This window comes from Streptomyces sp. 3211.6 (assembly GCF_003634815.1).
GTDB lineage: Bacteria > Actinomycetota > Actinomycetes > Streptomycetales > Streptomycetaceae > Streptomyces > Streptomyces katrae_A.
Genome location: NZ_RBXC01000001.1, coordinates 1,048,958 through 1,067,064, shown reverse-complemented (window position 1 = coordinate 1,067,064; position 18,107 = coordinate 1,048,958). Strand labels below are relative to the sequence as shown.

Below are 18,107 nucleotides of genomic sequence, written 5' to 3'. Positions count from 1 at the left end.
CATTACATGCCTCAGGCACCTATCCTACCTATGCCACTTTCGGCCAGCCTGCCCGAGTTCACCCTCAGGGAAACGCCCGGGGCCCACCGGACCAGTGGGGCAGGGGGGGACAGAGGGGCCGGCCCCCCGGGCTGGACCCCCGCGGCTAGACCCCGGCGTCTTCCAGCAGGGTGCGCAGTTCCGCCGCCGTCATCGGGCCCGCGTGGGCCGCCACCGCCTCCCCCGAGCGCAGCAGGACCACGGCCGGGGCGCCCGTCACCCCGTGGCGGCGGGTCGTGGCCGGGCAGCGGGTGATGTCCGTGCGGACGACCGTCAGCCGGGCGCCGTACTCCTGCGCCACCTCCTCCACGACGGCGTCCAGCGCCCGCGAGGGCCCCACGGCCTTAGGCCAGCTGCCGGTGAAGTAGGCCAGCACCGGTGTTCCCTGCGCCATACCGGTGATGAAGTCGAATTCCTGGTCCTCCAGGGGCCGGTGCACCCGACGGTTCATGGGCGGCGCTCTCCTCGTTCGTGCCTGTGCTCACCGCCAGCCTAGGCGCAGCGGCCGGACGGCCCGTTGTCAGTGGTGGCTGTGATCCTGGGGGCATGGACCTCAGCACACCGCGCCGGAGGGTGTACGGCGCCGACCACGACGACCCCGATCCGGGCCCCCGCCCCGGCCGCGCCTACGGCGAGCTCGTCGGCGGCCCCCTCGACGGGCTGCTCCTCGACGTCACCGGCTGGAGCCCCGCCCGGCTGGCCGAAGAGGCCCGCCTGCCCACGGAGATAGGCCGCTACGGGCCGGGCGGCCGCGCCCACTACCGCCGCCGCGCCGCGGACCCCGGCCGCTGGGACTGGTCGGGGGACAGCCGCTAGACCCCCTTGCCCGCAGTCGGCCCGAACAGCACGCCGGTTTCGCCGGAAGGGCCCGGTTCGGAGAACATGAAGCATCGCCTGGGGAAGGAAGTGACCGTGGGTCACCTTGTCATGAGCACCGGCAGCATGCGCGAAGCGATGAGGCTGCTCACCGCCGTGGAACGCACACCCGGGCAGGAGCGCACGCTCGCCACCGTCCGGGAGAAGTGCCGGACCGTGGACGGGCGGCTGCACAGCCAGGGCATCGACCTCGAGGTCTCCGTGGCCCAGGCCCTGGAGGAGCTGCTCGACGGCACGGTCCGCGCTGCGCAGGGCCCCGGCTACCACCACGCGCTGCACGCGCTGATCTCCGCGCACTTCTCGGACACCCACGACCTCGGGGACTGGCGGCGCCAGTCCTGGTTCTGGACGGTGGACGAGGAGGTGTCGCGCGCCGGGGTCCCGGACCGCCTGGCCATCTCCCGGATCCTCACGTCCGGGCCGCCCGTCCGCCTGCCGCCGGCCGGTGACTCCACCCCCTGGATGGGCACCTTCCCGACCGAACTGGCCGCCGAGTTCGTCGCCGCGCACGAGGCGGTGCTGGCCCGGCTGGACCCGGAGGTACGGGAGACCGTCGAGGTCTTCCTCAAGGCGATCCGCTGCGAGGCCGAGGAATGGGCCTCCGCGCAGGAGGACGCGCGGCCCGGCCAGGACACGATGTTCTTCTGGTGCGCCTGAGGGGCCTCCCGCGCGCCCGATGGCCCGCCCGGAGGATTCCCCCAAGAATTTTCCCGGGACCTGTCGATCCGGGCCCCTTCCGTTCGACGCAGGGGTGAGAGGCGGGGAGAGCCCCCGCCCACCGCCACCGAGGAGTCACCATGCCGCGCTTCCTGACGCTCATCCGCATCGACGAGCAGGACCTCCCCCCGAAGGACTTCCCGCCGGAGTTCGAGCAGCGCATGGGCGCCCTCCTGGAGGAGGTCACCAAGGCCGGCGTCATGCTCGACACCGCCGGACTGCTCCCCACCGCCCAGGGCACCCGCCTCGACTGGTCCGGCGGGAAGACCAGCTTCACCGACGGTCCCTTCACCGAGACCAAGGAGGTCGTCGGCGGGTACGCCCTCCTGCAGTGCAAGGACAAGGCCGAGGCCCTGGAGTGGACCAAGCGGTTCCTCGAAACCCATCCGACGTCGTGGCACGTGGGCGCCGAGGTCCGCGAGATCCAGGAGATGTAGTGACCACGGCCGGGGCGGTCGAGACGGTGTTCAGGATGGAGTCGGCGCGGATCATCGCCGGCGTCACCCGGATCGTGCGGGACGTCGGCATCGCCGAGGAGCTCGCCCAGGACGCCCTCGTGGCCGCCCTCGAGCAGTGGCCCGCCTCCGGGATCCCCGACCGGCCCGGTGCCTGGCTCATGGCCACCGCCCGGCACCGGGCCGTCGACCTCGTCCGCCGCAGGGAGACGTACGCCCGCAAGCTCGCCGAGGTCGGCCGGGCCCTGGAGGACGTACCGCCGCCGGCCGAGCCCGCCGACCCGGACGACATCGACGACGACCTGCTCCGGCTGGTCTTCACCGCCTGCCATCCGGTCCTGTCCACCGACGCCCGGATCGCGCTCACGCTGCGCCTGGTGGGCGGGCTCACCACCCAGGAGATCGCCCGCGCCTACCTGGCCCCCGAGCCCACCGTCGCCCAGCGCGTCGTCCGCGCCAAACGCGCCCTGGCCAAGGCCGGGGTGCCCTTCGAGGTGCCCTACGGCGCCGACCGGGCCCAGCGCCTGGCCTCCGTCCTCGAGGTCATCTACCTGATCTTCAACGAGGGCTACGCGGCCACCGCCGGCGACGACCTCCTGCGCCCCGCCCTCTGCGAGGACGCGCTGCGCCTGGCCCGGCAACTGGCCGCCCTGATGCCGGACGAGCCCGAAGCGCACGGGCTCGCCGCACTGCTGGAGTTCCAGGCCTCCCGCACCGCCACCCGCACCGGCCCCGACGGCGAACCGGTCCTGCTCGCCGACCAGAACCGCGCCCGGTGGAACCGGCTCCTCATCCGGCGCGGGGTCGACGCCCTCCAGCGCGCCGGCAGCGGCCCCTACTCCCTCCAGGCCGCCATCGCCGGCTGCCACGCGGCCGCCGTCCGCTACGAGGACACCGACTGGACCGCCATCGCCACCCTCTACGGGCGCCTCGTGCTCCTGCTGCCCTCACCGGTGGTCGAGCTGAACCGGGCCGTCGCCGTCTCCATGGCCGACGGCCCCGCGGCGGCCCTGCCGCTGGTCGACGCCCTCGCCGCGGAACCCGCCCTGCGCTCCTACCACCTGCTGCCGAGCGTACGGGGGGACCTTCTGGAGCGGCTCGGACGCGCGGCCGAGGCCCGCGCCGAGTTCGAGAGGGCGGCCTCCCTCACCCGCAACACCCGCGAACGGGAGCTGCTGCTGGGCCGGGCCGCCGCCCTGCGCCCCCTCAGCCCCTGACCCGTGCCGCCCGCGGATCCGGCTCAGGCCGCCGCGGGGCCGTCAGCCCGACCGGCCGGCGGAAGCCGCCCGTGCGGGCGACGCACTGCACCGTCCGGCGCAGCGCCTCCTGGAAGTCGTCCATCGTGCGCCGCGCGGCCGGGGTGTCCACGTACAGGGAGTTCATGTGCAGCCCGTCCGCGTCCCGCTGGAACCACGAGCAGGTCCCGTTGCCGGTCGCCGACCACACGTGCGTGGTCGGCCGCCACTCCTCGTGCCGCTCGGCGCCCGGACAGCGGCGCATGTCGATGTACGAGAAGAAGTTCACCGCGTACGGCCAGGACCGCAGGGCGAACTCCTCCGGGGCCAGCAGCTCCCAGGCCCGCACGAACGGCACGTCCAGGTGCCGCATCATCTCCCGGAACCCCTCCTGGACCCCGGCCGTCACCTGGGCGAAGTCCTTGCCGGGGGAGGCGTCGAACTCGATCGGCAGGGTGTTGACGAACCAGCCCACCGAGTTGGTCCACTTCTCCCGGCCCCGCTCGCTGACCGGCATGAACCCCCGGTACACCCCCGGCCCGCCGGCCTCGCGCAGACACACGGCGACGGAGGCGAGCAGCCCCATGAACGGCTTCGCCCCGGTCTCCCGGCACACCTTCTCGAACACCTCGGCCTCGGCGGCGTCCAGCAGCGAGGAGGCCTCGTTGACGATGGGGTACATCCGGCCCGGCTCGACGCCCAGGTCCAGCGGGCAGCGGGGGAAGAACTCCCCGCCCCGCCCGATGAAGGACTTCCAGTAGTCCAGCCGCTCGTCTTCGGCGTCGATGGACAGGTAGCGGCGGCGCTGCTCGTCCGCGAAGTCCAGGTAACTCGGCGCCGGCGGCAGCTCGGGCTCCTCGCCGCGCAGCAGCGCCTCGTAGGAGGTCAGCACCTGGTGGGCGACGACCGGCATCGACATGCCGTCGCAGACGATGTGGTCGAACGCCAGGTAGACGGTCGCGGAGTCGGGACGGACCACCGCGCCCATCACGAACAGCGGCCACGACAGCGTGTCGATGCTCTGCTGGAACCGCTCCGACAGGAACGCCCCCAGCCGCCCGGCCGAACCGTGCGCGGCCACCTCCTCGGCCTCCAGGGCGAGTTCGGCGGCCGGCAGGGGGGCGCAGGACACCTCCCCGGCCAGCCGCAGGAACTCGCACCGCAGCACCTCGTGCCGCTGGACGAAGCCCAGCAGGGCCCGGGCCAGCACCGCCTCGTCCAAGGGGCCGTCGATCTCGAAGGTGACGGCCACGAAGGACGCGACCCGGTCGCCGTCGGCGCGACTCTCCTCGGCGACGGTGAAGTGCTTGTCCTGATTGAACGAAGCCCTCCGGTCCGCCGCGCCCGGGGCGGTCGTGGAGCGCAACCGCCACTCGACGAGGCGCCCCGGCGCCACCTGGTGCATCTCCAGCGGAAACTGCCGCATTCACGCCATCCCTTCGTCCCCCGAATCAGCCCCGAGCGCCTAACGACACCCGGACCGCGGAGGTGACGCCCTCACCCGCCGCTCCCGTCCCGGAGCCCGCGCCGCGTCCTGCCCGGGGGTCCCGGCGCGTGCCCCAGCCGGTCCCAGAGGTCCAGCAGCAGACGTACGGAGCGCGACCCGGCGGCGAGCTCCCAGGTGCGGCCGTCGGCGGCCCACCGGTCGAGGAGGTGCGCCAGGGCGGAGTCGCAGAAGGCGACGTGGGCCGCGTCGAGGACCAGACGGCGGGCGCCGAGCGCCGCGCCCTCGTCGAGCAGGGCCCGCAGGGGCAGGCAGCTGTAGTGGTCGAACTCCCCGGCCAGGGTCACGGAGAGGACCCCGCCGCCGAGCGAGGACCGCACGCGGGGGAGCGGCGGACCGGCCGGACCCGGCGGGTCGCCGGGAGCGGGCGGGGCGGTCGACGGGCCCCGGGGCGAGACGCCCCGGGGGACCGGGCGCGGGGGAGCGGCCGGGACCCCGGCCAGGCAGGTCAGGTGGGCGTCTATCGAGTGTATGGGGGTGTTCACGCCCTTCCAACGGGCCCCGCCCCGGGCGGGAACCGGCGCCCGGGCGCACTTCACCCGCGTGGCCGTGGGACCGGGGCGGGCGGAGGCAACTGGTGGGCGCGGCGCTGCTCCGGCGTGGGCGGGTGCAGGACCCGCCCCGCCGCCAGGCGCAGCAGCGGCCCGGCGCCGTCCCGGGGCACAGGGGTCCACAGCCGGACCGTGCGGTCGCGCGAGGAGGTGGCGATCCGGCCGCCGCCGGGGGCCCAGGCCACCCCGTTGACCCAGTCGGCGTGCAGTCCGGCCACGGCGACGGGCGCGGCCGCCGCCGGGTCCCACAGCCGCAGCGTCCGGTCCCGGGAGACGGAGGCGAGCCGGGTGCCGTCCGGGGACCAGGCGATGTCCTGGACCCGGTCCTCGTGCCCGGCCAGCAGGGCGAGGGCCGCGGCCGGTCCGTCCGCGTCCGGGTCCCACAGGCGGACGGTGCGGTCCCGGGAAGCGGTGGCCAGCAGGCGCCCGTCCGGCGACCAGGCCACCTCCCAGACCTGGTCCTCGTGACCCTCCAGGGTGCGCAGCCGCTCACCCGTCGCGGTGTCCCAGACGATGACCGTACGGTCCGTCCCGCAGGTCGCCAGCCGGCCGCCGTCCGGCGACCAGGACGTTCCGGTGACCCAGTCCCCGTGCCCGCGCAGCACCCGCGTGGGACCCCGCCCGGCGGCGTCCCGGAGGTGGACGAGGCCGTCACGCGCGGCCGTCGCCACCCGGGTGCCGTCCGGGGACCAGCACACCGACGACACCCATGCGCCGTGCCCGCCCGGAAGCTCGGCCGCCGGGCTGCCGTCGCCGTGCCACAGCGCGGCCACGCCGTCGTGACGGCCGACGGCGAGCAGCGACCCGTCCGGGGACCAGGCGAGGTCCCCGCACTGCCCCGGGGCCAGGACCTGCGGCGGCCCGAACTCCGGTGCCCGCCACAGCCGGACGGTCCCGTCCTCCGAACTGCTGGCCACCCGGCCGCCGTCGGGCGACCAGGCGACCTGCCACACCGACTCGGTGTGCCCGCGCAGCACGGACGGCGGCGCGGCCGGCTCCCAGACGGCCAGGGTCCGGTCCCGCGAGGCGGTCGCCAGCCGCCGGCCGTCCGGGGTCCAGGCGACGGCGTGCACGGCGTCCAGGTGCCCGGTGAGCCAGAGGGCGGCGGCCTCGCCGTCGGCCGCGGCCCCGTCCCGGAGGTCCCAGATCCGCACGTTGCGGTGCCGGTCGCCGGCGGCGAGCCGGGTCCCGTCCGGGGACCAGGCCAGGCAGTCGATCCCGTCCATGCTCGACAGGGCCCGCACCACCCGGCCCGTGCCCGGCTCCCGGAGCACCACCGTGCGGTCGGCGGAGGCGGAGGCCAGCAGGGCGCCGTCGGGGGACCAGGCCAGGGCCGTCACCGCGTCCCCGTGCGCGGGCCCGCACGGCACGGGCTCCCCGCCGCCCGCCGGCCAGACCCGCACGGTGCCGTCCTCCCCGGCGGCGGCGATCCGGCCGCCGTCGGGCGACCAGGCCGCGCTCCACGGCGTCCCGGCCGCCGGGGCCCGCAGTGCTCCGGCCGGGGTGAACGAGGCGGTGTCCCACAGCCGGAGCTCCCCGCCGGCCCCGGCCGACACCAGCCGGCGGCCGTCCGGGGAGAACGCGAGGGCGCCCGGAGCCTCCCCGTGCCCGCCTCCGGGGAAGGGCAGCCGCAGACCGGCCACCCGGCGCCAGGTGGCGGTGTCCCAGACGGCGAGCCGGGCGTCCCGCGTGGCGCAGGCCAGCAGGGCGCCGTCCGGCGACCAGACCACCGTACGGGGCCACTCGCCCGGTACGTCGAGGACGACCGGCTCCGCACGGCCCCCGTCCGGCCCGCCGTCCAGGCCGTCCGTCCGCCAGACCCGCACCCGGCCGTCCCCGGCGCAGGCGGCGAGCCGCGACCCGTCGGGGGACCAGGCCGCCCCGGTCACCGCCGCCCCGAAGTCCCCGCGCACCGCCCGCAGCAGGGACCCGTCCAGTGCGGTCCGCAACGCCTGGAGGGCGGCCGGGGTCGGCGCCCACTCCGTGACCGCCGCGAGGGCGACGGCGACGGCCGTCTCCGGTTCGCGGCTCTCCAGTACCCGGGCCGCCACCGCGTCCGCCGTACGCGCCCGGGCCGCACCGTCCGCCCGCGTGCTGCGCTCCACGTACTCCGCCACCAGCGCCGGCACCTCCAGCCCGGCAGGAGCCCGGTCCTGCCAGGCACGGGCCGCCGCCAGCCGCTCCCCGGTCAGCAGGAAGGCATCCCCGCGGCCCGCGAACTCCCACTCCTGGGCCCAGCGTTCCCACTCGCCGCGCTGCCGCAGTTCCTCCACGTGCCCGGCGACGGCCCGCCGCAGGGGCGGCCAGCGGCGCAGCAGGGCCTCGTGGGCCAGGTCCAGGACCCCCGCGTCGGAGGTCAGCAGCCGGCCCGCCACGAAGGCGTCGGCGATCTCCCGCTCCGGGGCGGTCAGTTCGGAGCGCGGGACCCGTCTGCGGACGGGCTCCTCGCCCCGTACCGTGACCAGCCGCAGCAGGGTCCGCACCACCGGGTCGGGCCCGGGTCCGGTGTCCGCGTCCGGTCCCAGCAGCTCGGCGCGGATCCGGTCGGCCTGCCCGACGAGCGCCCCCGCGACCCCGCCGGCCTCCCGGTAGTGCGCGTACCCGATCACCGACCCGGGGCCGCCCGCCAGCCGGTACAGCTCCTGGAGGGTGAAGGCCAGCAGCGGCAGCGCGTCGCCGCCCCCGCAGTCGTCGACGATCCGCGACACCAGGCCCGCCTCGAAGGAGACCCCGGCGGCCGCGGCCGGCCGGGCCACGACCTCGTGCAGCGCCTCCCGCTCCAGGGCCCCGATCACCACCGGATCCCGTACCAGGAAGGCCAGTTCCGCCTCCAGGAACCCGGTCAGGAAGTCGGAGCGCAGGGTGCCCACCAGCCAGAGCCCCGGCTGCCGGGCCAGTTCCCGGCGCACCGCGGCCGCGAAGGCGGCCCGCTCGCGCGGCCCCGACAGGGTCAGCAGTTCCTCGAGCTGGTCCACCACCAGCACCCGGGGCCGCCCGTCCGCCACGGCCCCGTCCAGGGCCCGCCGCAGGGCGCCCACCGGGTCGGTGCCGGGGGTGATCGCCGGATACGCGGTCCAGCGCGAGCGCCGTCCCGTGAGGGCGGGCAGCAGCCCGGCCCGGACCAGTGAGGACTTGCCGGAGCCGGAGGGCCCGACCACGGTCACGAACCGGTTCGCCCGGGCCGGGGCAGCCGGGTGCAGCCGGGCCACGAGCGCGGCGGTCTCCCGCTCCCGCCCGAAGAACACGGCCGCGTCCTCCTCCCCGAAGGCTTCCAGCCCCGGGTACGGCGGCTGCCCCGCGGTCCACGTCACGGGCGCCGCCACCGGCCGCCGTTCCAGCCACCGCAGCCACAACTGGCCGCCGACCAGGGCGAGGAGCCCGATGCCGACCAGGGGTATGGACCACTGGCGCAGCAGCCGCAGCGGGAGCGGCACCTCGCCCTCCACGTTGGTGGCGTAGTTGGTCGCGATCCCGAGCAGGGCGCCCACCAGCATGAGCAGGACGTCGAGGACGAGGGCGAGCGGTCGTCGTTGCATGACGCCAGAACCTAGCCGCGCGCCCCCGGCCCCGCGACCGCCGGGCGCCCAACGGGCGCACCGGTGGCGGTGGTTGACCGTACCGAGGGCTCAGAGCAGGGCGGAGTCCCGTACGCCGATGGCGGACATCGTGCGGTCGACGGTCTCGCGCTGCTCGCCGACCGGTGCCACGTAGGCGACGGCGGCGCGCGCGGCCTCCTCGCCCAGGGTCCGGGTGATGGCCCAGGCGCCCAGGTACAGCGAGGACATGCAGCCGCCCGCCGTGGCGACGTTCCCCTCGACGTGGAAGGGCTCGTCCAGCACGGTGACGCCCAGCTGCTCGACGAACGGGCGGGTCGTCAGGTCCGAACAGGCGGGCCGGCCGGCGAGGAGCCCGAGCCGGGCGAGGACCAGCGCGCCGGAGCACTGCGAGCCGATCAGCTGGCGCGAGGGGTCGAGCGGCAGCATCGACAGCAGCCGGTCGTCCGCGATCACGTCGCGGGTCTTGATGCCGCTGCCGATCAGGACGACCTCGGCCTCCCGCACGAACTCCATCGGGCGCTGGCCCGTCACCTCGACGCCGTTCATCGACGTCACCACGGGGGTCGGCGTCGTGATGAAGGCCTCCAGACCGTCGGGCCGGCAGCGGTTGACCAGCGCCGAGGCGATGAAGCTGTCGAGCTCGTTGAACCCGTCGAACGTGACCACCGCTACCCGCATCACCACTCCTTCGGACCGTTCTGCCGGACCTCCATGATCCCGGGCCGCCGAGCGGTCCGTCATGCGATCACGCGCGTCCGGTGGCCTGTTTGCGCCCTTCCGTCCCCCGGTCCGCCACCGGCACCAGCTGGCCGGTGGCGGCGAGCGCGAGCCGGGAGAACAGGGTGCCGGAGAAGCCGAACAGGAGCGCGATCGCCAGGGCGATGGGCCGGGCGGGGGAGCCCCAGGAATTGTCCAGAAACACCCGCCCCAGGAGGTTCAGTTCGGGGTCGGCGAGCATCCGTACCAGCAGCAGCCCGCCGGGTGCCGCCAGGGCCCCGCCGACCGGCGCCAGGACGAGGACGCCCCAGGAGGCGGGCCGCTGCGCGCGCATGACCCCGACCAGCGGGGACAGGAACCCGCCCAGGCCGCCCAGGAGGAGCGAGAGCCGGTGGTCGAGGACCAGGCCGATCAGCAGCACCGCCCCGAGGCCGATGAGGGCCAGCCACAGGGCGATGCGCTGGAGTTCGTACTCGCGCTCGAAGGCACCGTCCTCGCGTTCGGCGAGCCGCTCGGTGACGGCGATCAGCGCGGCCCGTCCGGCCGCCGGGTCACCGGTGGGTGCGGCGAGTTCCCGCGCGAGGCCTTCGTCGGCCGGGTCCCGGCCGTCCTCCAGGCGCAGCCGCAGCGCGCGGGCGCGCAGGGCGGTCTCCTCAAGGTCCTCCAGGCGCAGGAGCTGCGCCTCGGCCTCGTGCAGCACCCTCCAGGCGGAGGCCAGTTTGGACAGCGGGATGGCGACGACCCAGCGCCGGGGCAGCAGCCGCCACGCTACCTGCCCGTTGCGCTCCAGGCGGTCCAGCCGGTCGGTGACCGCCTTCAGCACGGCGGCCCGGACGGCCGGGTCCGCCCCGTCCGGGGCCGCCCGGGCCGCGCAGACCCCGGCCCGGACCCGGCAGCCGTGCAGGCGGGCCTGGAGCAGCCGGTAGCGCGGGGCTGCGATCAGCCCCCGGCTGGTGATGTAGACGACCACGAGGTAGCAGGCGCAGACCAGCCACAGCGCCCAGCGCCCCTCCCCGGCCACGTACGCGACGAACATCCCGGCCCCCTCCGCGACTTCCCCCGGCCGGCTCCATGCTCCTACGCGGCGGGGTCCGCCGTCCCCGGTTCCGCCTCCCCGGCCACCGAGGACCGCAGGGCCCGCGCCAGGGCCGTCGCGTACGGCTGCGGGGAGCGCAGCGGAGCGGCGACGCCGAGGTGGCGGGCCGGACGGGGCGGGGCGAGGGGCACCACCGCCGTACCGGGGGGCGGGGCCAGGGCGATGTGCGGGACGAGTGCCACGCCCACCCCCGCCCCGACCAGGGTCTGGGAGAAGAAGTAGTCGGTGGTGGACGCGGCGATCCGCAGGTCGAACCCGGCCCGGTCCGCGTAGCGGCGCAGGAAGGCCTCCGTCTTCATACAGCCCAGCACCCAGCGGTCGGCCGCCAGTTCGGCCGGCTCCAGGGCCTCCCGCTCCGCCAGCCGGTGCCCGGCGGGCAGGACCGCGTACAGCGGGTCCTCCAGGAGCGGCAGCCAGGACAGCCCGGTTCCGGAGGGCAGCGGGCCGTCGAAGTGGTAGGCCAGCGCCAGGTCCGCCGCACCGGCCCGCACCATCGGGAGCGAGGCCTCCGGCTCGGCCTCCAGCACCGTCAGCTCCACCTCCGGGTGCGCGTGCACGAAGGCGGACAGGGCACCCGGCAGCAGGTGGCGGCCCCCACTGGTGAAGGTGGCCACGGTCAGCCGCGGCCGGCCGGCGGCCAGCCGGTCGATGCGCGCGCGGACCCTGTCCAGTTCGGCGGTGACGGTCTCGGCCGTCTCCACCAGCAGCCGGCCGGCCTCGGTCAGGGTGACCCCGCGCGTGCTGCGCTCGGCCACCGGGTGGCCGAGGCCGCGCTCCAGCGCGGCGATGTGCTGGGAGACCGCCGAGGGGGTCAGCCGCAGGGTCGCTGCGGCCCGGTTGAAACTGCCGTGGTCCGCCACGGCCCGCAGGACGCGCAGCCGGTGCACATCGATCAAGGGTGTTCCTCGGGGCTGGGGGTTGGGGCTCGGGGCTCGGGGCCGGCCAAGGGGCCGGGCGCCCGCGCTGGGACCCTACAGCGGTGCGGCCTGCATTCCGGGCAGCCGGAGGGCGGCTCAGCGCTCCCCGCCGCCCGGGTGCCGCTCCAGCGGGGCGGTTACCGCCGAGTTGCTCACACTGAACGTGACGCTTCCGGCCCGGTAGCGGTCGTCGGACCACTCGATGGGGCGGCCCGTACGCGTGGCCGATACATGACGTTGGCGCAGCAGCGGGCTGCCGCGCCGGACTTCCAGCAGCCGGGCGTCCTCGCTGCCCGCGGCGAGCGCGTCGATCAGGTGCTCGCCGTAGTGGGCCACGACCCCGCAGTCCGCCGCCAGGCCGTCCATCACCGACCGGCAGTCCTCCGGCATGGCCTCCACGGCCTCCGCGACCCAGTCCGCGTAGGCGGTCCGCTCCACCATCACGGGCTCCCCGTCCAGCAGCCGCAGCCGCAGCACGGCCAGGACCTCCGTGCCCGGTGCCAGCGCGAGCCGTTCCGCCTCCTCGGCCGTCGCGGGCCGCCGGGCCCGCGACAGGAAGCGGCTGCGGGCCTCGTGGCCGATCCCCTCGGCCCACTGCGCGAAGCTGTTCAGCTCCCCGAAGCTGTGCCGGCGCTCGTGGCGCAGGACGATCCTGCGGGCCCCCTGGCTGGAGCCGACCAGCCCGTCGGCGGCCAGACCGGCGACCGCCTGGCGGACCGTGCCGCGCGAGGCGGAGAACCGCGCCGCCAGCTCGCTCTCCGAGGGCAGCCGGGCGCCCACCGGGTAGGCGCCGGACAGGATCTCCCGGCGCAGCTCCTCCGCGATCTCCAGATACCGGACCGTGCCCATGCCGTTCGTCCCCCGCTCGCCCTGGTGCGGATCCTCCCGCAACGCCACTCATGATCATTCCAGCAGGTTCTGTCACGACTTCTTTCGGTCAATCTCGTGTTTTCTTCGAGCCGTGCTCCACGGTCCAGGCGCCGTTCACCGTCCGTACAGCCGGCCCGGGCGAACTGGGGCCAACTTGTTCAGACAAGTGACGCCTGGCAAGTGAACCCCCTTCGTCTCCGGGAGAGACCGTGTTCCGTTCCTCCGCCCGTCGCGGTGCGGCCGTCCTGCTCAGCGCCGCCGCCCTCGCCACCCTCGGCGCGTGTGGCGCCGCCCCCGACCAGCCCGCCGCCGGTGACGGCGCCAAGGGCAAGGCCCAGCCGGCCACCGCAGCCTCCGCGGCCGACCTCGGCGGCATGGACGCCCTCGTCGCGGCCGCCGAGAAGGAGGGCCAGCTCAACGTGATCGCCCTGCCGCCGGACTGGGCGAACTACGGCGAGATGCTCAAGGCCTTCCAGGCCAAGTACCCGAAGATCAAGGTCTCCAGCGAGAACCCGGACGCCACCAGCGCCGACGAGATCGCCGCCGTCAAGTCCCGCAAGGGCCAGAAGCGCGCCCCCGACGTCCTCGACCTCGGCATCGCCTTCGCCCGCAGCGGAGCCGGCGAGAACCTCTTCGCCCCCTACAAGGTCACCGCCTGGGACAAGATCCCCGCCTCCCAGAAGGACGCGGACGGCCGCTGGTACAACGACTACGGCGGCTACGTCTCCATCGGCTGCGACGCCGCGAAGATCCCCACCTGCCCGCAGACCTTCGCCGACCTCCTCAAGCCCGAGTACAAGGGCAAGGTCGCCCTCAACGGCAACCCGACCAAGTCCGGCTCCGCCTTCGGCGGCGTCTACGCGGCCGCCCTCGCCAACAAGGGCTCCTTCGCCGACATCCAGCCCGGCATCGACTTCTTCGGCCAGCTCCGCAAGAGCGGCAACTTCATCCCCGTCGAGTCCACCCCGGCCACCGTCGAGAAGGGCGAGACCCCCATCTCGATCGACTGGGACTACCTCAACGCCGGCTACGCCGAGCAGTTCAAGGGCAAGGGCGTCGACTGGAAGACCGTCGTCCCCGCCGACGGCGTCTACGCCCAGTTCTACTCCCAGGCCATCAACAAGGACGCACCCAACCCGGCGGCCGCCCGCCTGTGGATGGAGTTCCTCTACAGCACCCAGGGCCAGAACATCTGGCTGGGGGGCCACGCCCGCCCCGTCCTGCTCCCGGACATGACCCAGGCCGGCACCGCCGACAAGGACGCCGTCACCAAGCTCCCCCAGGTCCAGGGCACCCCGTCCTTCCCGGCCTCGACCGAGCTCGACAAGGCCAAGGCCGTCCTCGCCGAGAAGTGGGACAAGGCCCTCAGCTGATGTCCGCACCCACCACCACCCCTCACCGTGAGGGAACCGCCGGCGGCACCACCCCCCGCCGCCGGCGGCGCGGCCCGCGCACCTGGCTCGCCGCCCTCCCCCTCCTCGTCTTCACCGGGCTCTGCTTCGGCATCCCGCTCGGCGCCATCGCCTTCGGCGCGGTCACCCGCACCGACCCCGACACCGGCGCCACCCGGGTCACCGGCGAGCACCTGGCCCGCTCCCTCCAGGGCCCCTACCTCGGCTCCCTGACCGGCAGCGTCCAGCTCTCCGCCCTGACCGCCCTCATCGCCACCCTCCTCGGCGTGCTGATCGCCCAGGCGCTGGTCACCTCACGCTCCGCCGCCCTGCGCTCGGCGGCCCTGACCGCCTCCGGCGTCCTCGCCAACTTCGGCGGAGTCCCGCTGGCCTTCGCGTTCATCGCCACCGCCGGCATCTCCGGTGTGGTCACCCAGCTCGCCGACCTCACCGGCCTGGGCTGGGACCTGTACTCCTTCACCGGCCTCACCGTGGTCTACCTGTACTTCCTGGTCCCGCTGATGGTGCTGGTCACCGTCCCCGCCCTGGACGGGCTGCGCCCCCAGTGGCGCGAGGCCGCCCAGAACAACGGGGCCACCGCACTGCAGTTCTGGCGCCACGTCGGCCTGCCGGTGCTCGCGCCCTCCCTGCTCGGCGGGTTCGTCCTGCTCTTCGGCACCGCCTTCGCGGCCCACGCCACGGCGGCCGCCCTCGTCGGCGGCTCGGTACCGCTGGTCACCCTGAAGATCGCGGACGCCCTCTCCGGCAACGTGCTGACCGGCCAGGAGAACGTGGCGCTCGCCCTCGGCCTCGACATGATCCTGATCGCCGGCCTGGTCATGGCGGTCTACCTGCCCCTCCAGCGACGGAGCGCCCGATGGCTGCGATGACCGAGACCGCCGAAACCGCCGAGTCCGCCGAGACGGCCGAGACGGCCGAGACCGTCCCCGCGGCCGTGCGGGAGGCACCCGCCGCCCGCGCGGGGGAAGCGGTCCGCCGCCGTCCGCGCCCCCGCGTGTGGCGCGGCGCCGTGCTCGCCCTCGCCGGCGCGTACTTCCTGCTCCCGCTCCTGGCCTCCTTCGTGTTCACCGTGCACGTCCCCGGCCAGGGCGTCACCTTCGAGGCCTACACCGAACTGCTCGGCGCCGACGGGTTCTCCCAGAGCCTGCTGCTCTCGCTCGGCCTGGCCGCCGCCACCATCGTGCTGTCCCTCCTGCTGGCCGTGCCCGCGCTGATCGCCGTCCGCATCGGCTCGCCCAGGCTGCGGCCCGTGGTCGAGGTGGTCTGCATGCTGCCGCTGGTGGTTCCGCCGATCGCGCTGGTCACCGGGATCACCACCGTGCTGCGCTGGGGGCCGGAGCACCTCTCGCGGACCCCGCTCTACCAGACCTTCATCGCCGTCCAGGACGAGCGGTTCCCCGTCGTGCTGGTCCTCGCGTACACCGTGCTCGCGCTGCCCTTCGTCCACCGCTCGCTCGACGCGGGCCTGCGCGCCGTGGACGTGCCCACCCTGGTCGAGGCCGCCCGCAGCTGCGGCGCGAGCTGGCCGTACGTGGTGTGGCGGGTGCTGCTGCCGAACCTGCGGACCTCCCTCGCCGGGGCGGCCTTCCTCACCCTGGCGCTGGTCCTCGGCGAGTTCACCATCGCCTCCCTGCTGGGGTTCCGGCCCTTCGCGGTGTGGATCGTCTCCATCTCCGGCGCCCAGGCCCGGATGTCGGTGGCCGTCTCCATCCTCAGCCTCCTCATCACCTGGCTGCTGCTGCTCGTCCTCTCGCGGGCCGGTACCGCGCCGTCCACCACGGCCTCCGCCCCCGCCACCTCCCGCAAGGAGTCCTGACCCGCATGTCCACCACCCTGACCGAGGCCGGGAAGCCGGCCGAGTCCGCCGCCACCGGGGGCGCCCGCGTCGAATTCCGCGGCCTGCGCCGCGCGTTCGGCCCCACCACCGCCCTCGACGGGCTCGACCTGACCGTCGAGCCCGGCGAACTCCTCGCCCTGCTCGGCCCGTCGGGCTGCGGCAAGACCACCGCGCTGCGCGTCCTCGCGGGCTTCGAACACCCCGACTCCGGCGACGTGCTGGTCGACGGCGAGGACATCACCCGGGTCCCGGCCAACCGCCGCGACGCCGGGATGGTCTTCCAGTCGTACAGCCTCTTCCCCCACCTCAACGCCCGCGAGAACGTCGCCTTCGGCCTGCGCGTACGGGGCGTCCCAGCGGCCCGCCGCCGCGAGCGCGCCGCCGAACTCCTCGACCTGGTCGGCCTGCCCGACCACGGCGCCCGCTACCCGCACCAGATGTCCGGCGGCCAGCAGCAGCGCGTGGCCCTCGCCCGCGCCCTGGCCCTGCGCCCGCGCGTGCTCCTGCTCGACGAACCCCTCTCCGCCCTGGACGCCAAGGTACGGGCCAACCTGCGCGAGGAGATCCGCCGGCTCCAGCTCTCCCTCGGCATCACCACCGTGTTCGTCACCCACGACCAGGAGGAGGCCCTGTCCATGGCCGACCGGGTCGCCGTCCTCAACGCCGGGAAGCTGGAGCAGTGCGCCGCCCCCGCCGAGCTCTACGAGCGGCCCGCCACGCCCTTCGTCGCCGAGTTCGTCGGCACCATGAACCGGCTCCCGGGCCGCCTCACCGGCGACGGCCGGGTGGAGGTCGCCGGCACCCGGCTGCCCGTCGACGGGCCGGTCCCCTCCGGCTCCGACGTCGAGGTGCTGGTCCGCCCCGAGAACCTCACCGTCACCGCCGACGAGGAAGGCGACGCCACCGTCACCTCCGCCTCGTTCTTCGGTGCCGTCACCCGCCTCCACCTCGACCTGCCCGGAGGCACCCGGGTCAAGGCCGACGTCCCCTCCCGGGACGCGGGCGGGCTCACCCCCGGCGCACGGGCCACCGTCGCCATGGCCGAGCGTCCCGTGCTCGTCGTGGCGAGGGCGGCGTGAGCGGACCCGCCGCCGTCCTCTTCGACATGGACGGCACCCTCGTGGACACCGAGGTGCTGTGGTGGGAGACCACCGAGGAGGTCGCGGACCGCCTCGGTCACCGGCTCGGTCAGGCCGACGCCCCCGAGGTCGTCGGCCGCGCGGTCGCCGACACCGCCGCCCACCTCGTACGGATCACCGGCGCCGCCGACGCCCGGGCGGTGGCGGACGAGCTCACCGAGGGCTTCCACGGCCGGGTCGCGGCCGGCGCTCCCGTCCGGCCCGGCGCGCAGCGCCTGCTGACCGCCCTTCAGGACCAGGGCGTGCCCTTCGCCCTGGTCAGCGCCTCGCCCCGGAAGGTCGTCGACCAGGTGGTGGGGGGCGCGCTGGCGCACGTCCCGTTCGCCTTCACCCTCTCCGCCGACGACACCGTACGCACCAAGCCGCACCCCGACCCCTACCGCGAGGCGGCCGGCCGCCTCGGGCTGGAGCCGGGGGAGTGCGTCGCGGTGGAGGACTCCCCGGACGGCGCGGCCTCCGCCGAGGCCGCGGGCTGCCCGGTCCTGGTCGTGCCCTCCCTGCTGGACGTCCCCCGCTCGGCGGCGCGCACCTTCGCGTCCTCCCTGGAGGAGGTCACCCCGGAGCTGCTGCGCGGGCTCAGGCGCACAGCCCGATGATGTCCCGGATCCCGTCGGCGTAGGCGGCGCTCACGCTGCCGGGCCGGCCCGCCAGCCCGCCGCGCAGCCCCGGCAGGCCGGCCCGGACGAAGGCGGCGCACTGCCCGTAGAGCCCCGCCTCGTACGCGGATCCGTCGTCCAGGGTGGTCAGCAGCGCGAGCAGGGTCCGCAGCAGGGCCTCACGGGTCGCCAGCCGGGGCGGTCCGGCCGACCAGACGGCCATCAGGACCGCACAGGCCGCAGGGGCGGGCGGGCAGAGTCTGGACCGGGCGAAGACATGCCCCTCCAGGGCGTGGAAGGCCGCCGGATGCCCCTCGGCGGCATGCCACAGGGTGTCCTCCAGATGGCCCGCCGAACGGCCGCAGCCACACTCGACGGACGCCCAGTCGTGCCGTGCGATCTCGGCCGCCACGGCGGCGGGCACCAGCGGGCTGCTGCGCGCGGTGTCCTTGTCCTTCCCTCTCATGAGCCCCAAGTATGGGAGCGGGCGCGGGGCCGGTCGACCACCCCGTCCCGGGGGGCGGACACGGCCGCCGCCCGGGCGCCCGGCCCGGCCCCCGCAGCGGCGACCCCACGGGCACGGCACGCA

General features: G+C 75.2%; 18 protein-coding genes. 9 read left to right on the top strand and 9 right to left on the bottom strand.

Annotation, left to right across the window (positions count from 1 at the left end; all coding sequences use genetic code 11):
• Positions 1-145: 145 nt before the first annotated feature.
• Complete coding sequence (locus BX286_RS05080; protein WP_079424158.1) at positions 146-490, bottom strand: thioredoxin family protein; 345 nt, start codon at positions 488-490, stop codon at positions 146-148.
• Between the two features lie 95 nt (positions 491-585).
• Between BX286_RS05080 and BX286_RS05075 the strand changes: the two genes are divergently transcribed.
• The 4 genes from BX286_RS05075 (at position 586) to BX286_RS05060 (ending at position 3,304) form a co-directional block, all read left to right on the top strand.
• Positions 586-855 (top strand): hypothetical protein, encoded by a 270-nt coding sequence (locus BX286_RS05075; RefSeq protein ID WP_079424156.1) that lies wholly within the window; start codon positions 586-588, stop codon positions 853-855.
• Positions 856-951: 96 nt separating this feature from the next.
• Positions 952-1,572 (top strand): hypothetical protein, encoded by a 621-nt coding sequence (locus BX286_RS05070; RefSeq protein ID WP_079424154.1) that lies wholly within the window; start codon positions 952-954, stop codon positions 1,570-1,572.
• A 140-nt stretch (positions 1,573-1,712) separates the two neighbouring features.
• Positions 1,713-2,069, top strand: coding sequence for a YciI family protein (locus tag BX286_RS05065; protein ID WP_079424152.1), 357 nt, complete (start codon positions 1,713-1,715; stop codon positions 2,067-2,069).
• On the top strand, positions 2,069-3,304 hold the full coding sequence (locus tag BX286_RS05060; protein WP_079424151.1) for an RNA polymerase sigma factor: 1,236 nt from the start codon (positions 2,069-2,071) through the stop codon (positions 3,302-3,304). Before BX286_RS05065 ends, BX286_RS05060 begins: the two co-directional genes overlap by 1 nt.
• Here the strand turns inward: BX286_RS05060 and BX286_RS05055 are convergent.
• The 7 genes from BX286_RS05055 to BX286_RS05025 form a co-directional block, all read right to left on the bottom strand.
• Positions 3,294-4,748, bottom strand: a complete 1,455-nt coding sequence (locus tag BX286_RS05055) for a condensation domain-containing protein (protein ID WP_079424149.1) — start codon at positions 4,746-4,748, stop codon at positions 3,294-3,296. The genes BX286_RS05060 and BX286_RS05055 overlap by 11 nt on opposite strands.
• 71 nt (positions 4,749-4,819) lie before the next feature.
• Positions 4,820-5,311, bottom strand: coding sequence for an STAS domain-containing protein (locus BX286_RS05050; RefSeq protein WP_079424147.1), 492 nt, complete (start codon positions 5,309-5,311; stop codon positions 4,820-4,822).
• Positions 5,312-5,361: 50 nt separating this feature from the next.
• On the bottom strand, positions 5,362-8,913 hold the full coding sequence (locus BX286_RS05045; RefSeq protein WP_121014626.1) for an AAA family ATPase: 3,552 nt from the start codon (positions 8,911-8,913) through the stop codon (positions 5,362-5,364).
• Between the two features lie 90 nt (positions 8,914-9,003).
• Positions 9,004-9,612: a DJ-1/PfpI family protein gene (locus tag BX286_RS05040; protein WP_079424143.1), complete on the bottom strand. Its 609-nt coding sequence runs from the start codon at positions 9,610-9,612 to the stop codon at positions 9,004-9,006.
• Between the two features lie 67 nt (positions 9,613-9,679).
• Positions 9,680-10,687 (bottom strand): hypothetical protein, encoded by a 1,008-nt coding sequence (locus BX286_RS05035; protein ID WP_121014625.1) that lies wholly within the window; start codon positions 10,685-10,687, stop codon positions 9,680-9,682.
• 41 nt (positions 10,688-10,728) lie between these two features.
• Positions 10,729-11,643 (bottom strand): LysR family transcriptional regulator, encoded by a 915-nt coding sequence (locus BX286_RS05030; RefSeq protein ID WP_121014624.1) that lies wholly within the window; start codon positions 11,641-11,643, stop codon positions 10,729-10,731.
• A gap of 117 nt (positions 11,644-11,760) precedes the next feature.
• A complete protein-coding gene (locus tag BX286_RS05025; protein WP_100864742.1) occupies positions 11,761-12,513 on the bottom strand; it encodes a GntR family transcriptional regulator in 753 nt (250 codons plus the stop codon).
• A gap of 230 nt (positions 12,514-12,743) precedes the next feature.
• On the opposite strand from BX286_RS05025, the gene BX286_RS05020 reads away from it, so the two are divergent.
• From BX286_RS05020 to BX286_RS05000, 5 genes are read left to right on the top strand one after another with little or no spacing between them, the layout of a single operon-like run.
• The gene (locus tag BX286_RS05020; protein WP_100864741.1) at positions 12,744-13,907 is read left to right on the top strand and encodes an ABC transporter substrate-binding protein; all 1,164 of its coding nucleotides are present in this window, start codon (positions 12,744-12,746) and stop codon (positions 13,905-13,907) included.
• The gene (locus tag BX286_RS05015; protein ID WP_100864740.1) at positions 13,907-14,815 is read left to right on the top strand and encodes an ABC transporter permease subunit; all 909 of its coding nucleotides are present in this window, start codon (positions 13,907-13,909) and stop codon (positions 14,813-14,815) included. The genes BX286_RS05020 and BX286_RS05015 overlap by 1 nt, the downstream gene beginning before the upstream one ends.
• The gene (locus BX286_RS05010) at positions 14,803-15,762 is read left to right on the top strand and encodes an ABC transporter permease (protein ID WP_261993362.1); all 960 of its coding nucleotides are present in this window, start codon (positions 14,803-14,805) and stop codon (positions 15,760-15,762) included. The genes BX286_RS05015 and BX286_RS05010 overlap by 13 nt, the downstream gene beginning before the upstream one ends.
• A gap of 5 nt (positions 15,763-15,767) precedes the next feature.
• Positions 15,768-16,862 (top strand): ABC transporter ATP-binding protein, encoded by a 1,095-nt coding sequence (locus tag BX286_RS05005; protein ID WP_100864739.1) that lies wholly within the window; start codon positions 15,768-15,770, stop codon positions 16,860-16,862.
• The gene (locus BX286_RS05000) at positions 16,859-17,518 is read left to right on the top strand and encodes an HAD family phosphatase (RefSeq protein ID WP_261340939.1); all 660 of its coding nucleotides are present in this window, start codon (positions 16,859-16,861) and stop codon (positions 17,516-17,518) included. The genes BX286_RS05005 and BX286_RS05000 overlap by 4 nt, the downstream gene beginning before the upstream one ends.
• Here the strand turns inward: BX286_RS05000 and BX286_RS04995 are convergent.
• Positions 17,499-17,984 (bottom strand): hypothetical protein, encoded by a 486-nt coding sequence (locus BX286_RS04995; protein ID WP_100864738.1) that lies wholly within the window; start codon positions 17,982-17,984, stop codon positions 17,499-17,501. The genes BX286_RS05000 and BX286_RS04995 overlap by 20 nt on opposite strands.
• Positions 17,985-18,107 lie beyond the last annotated feature (123 nt).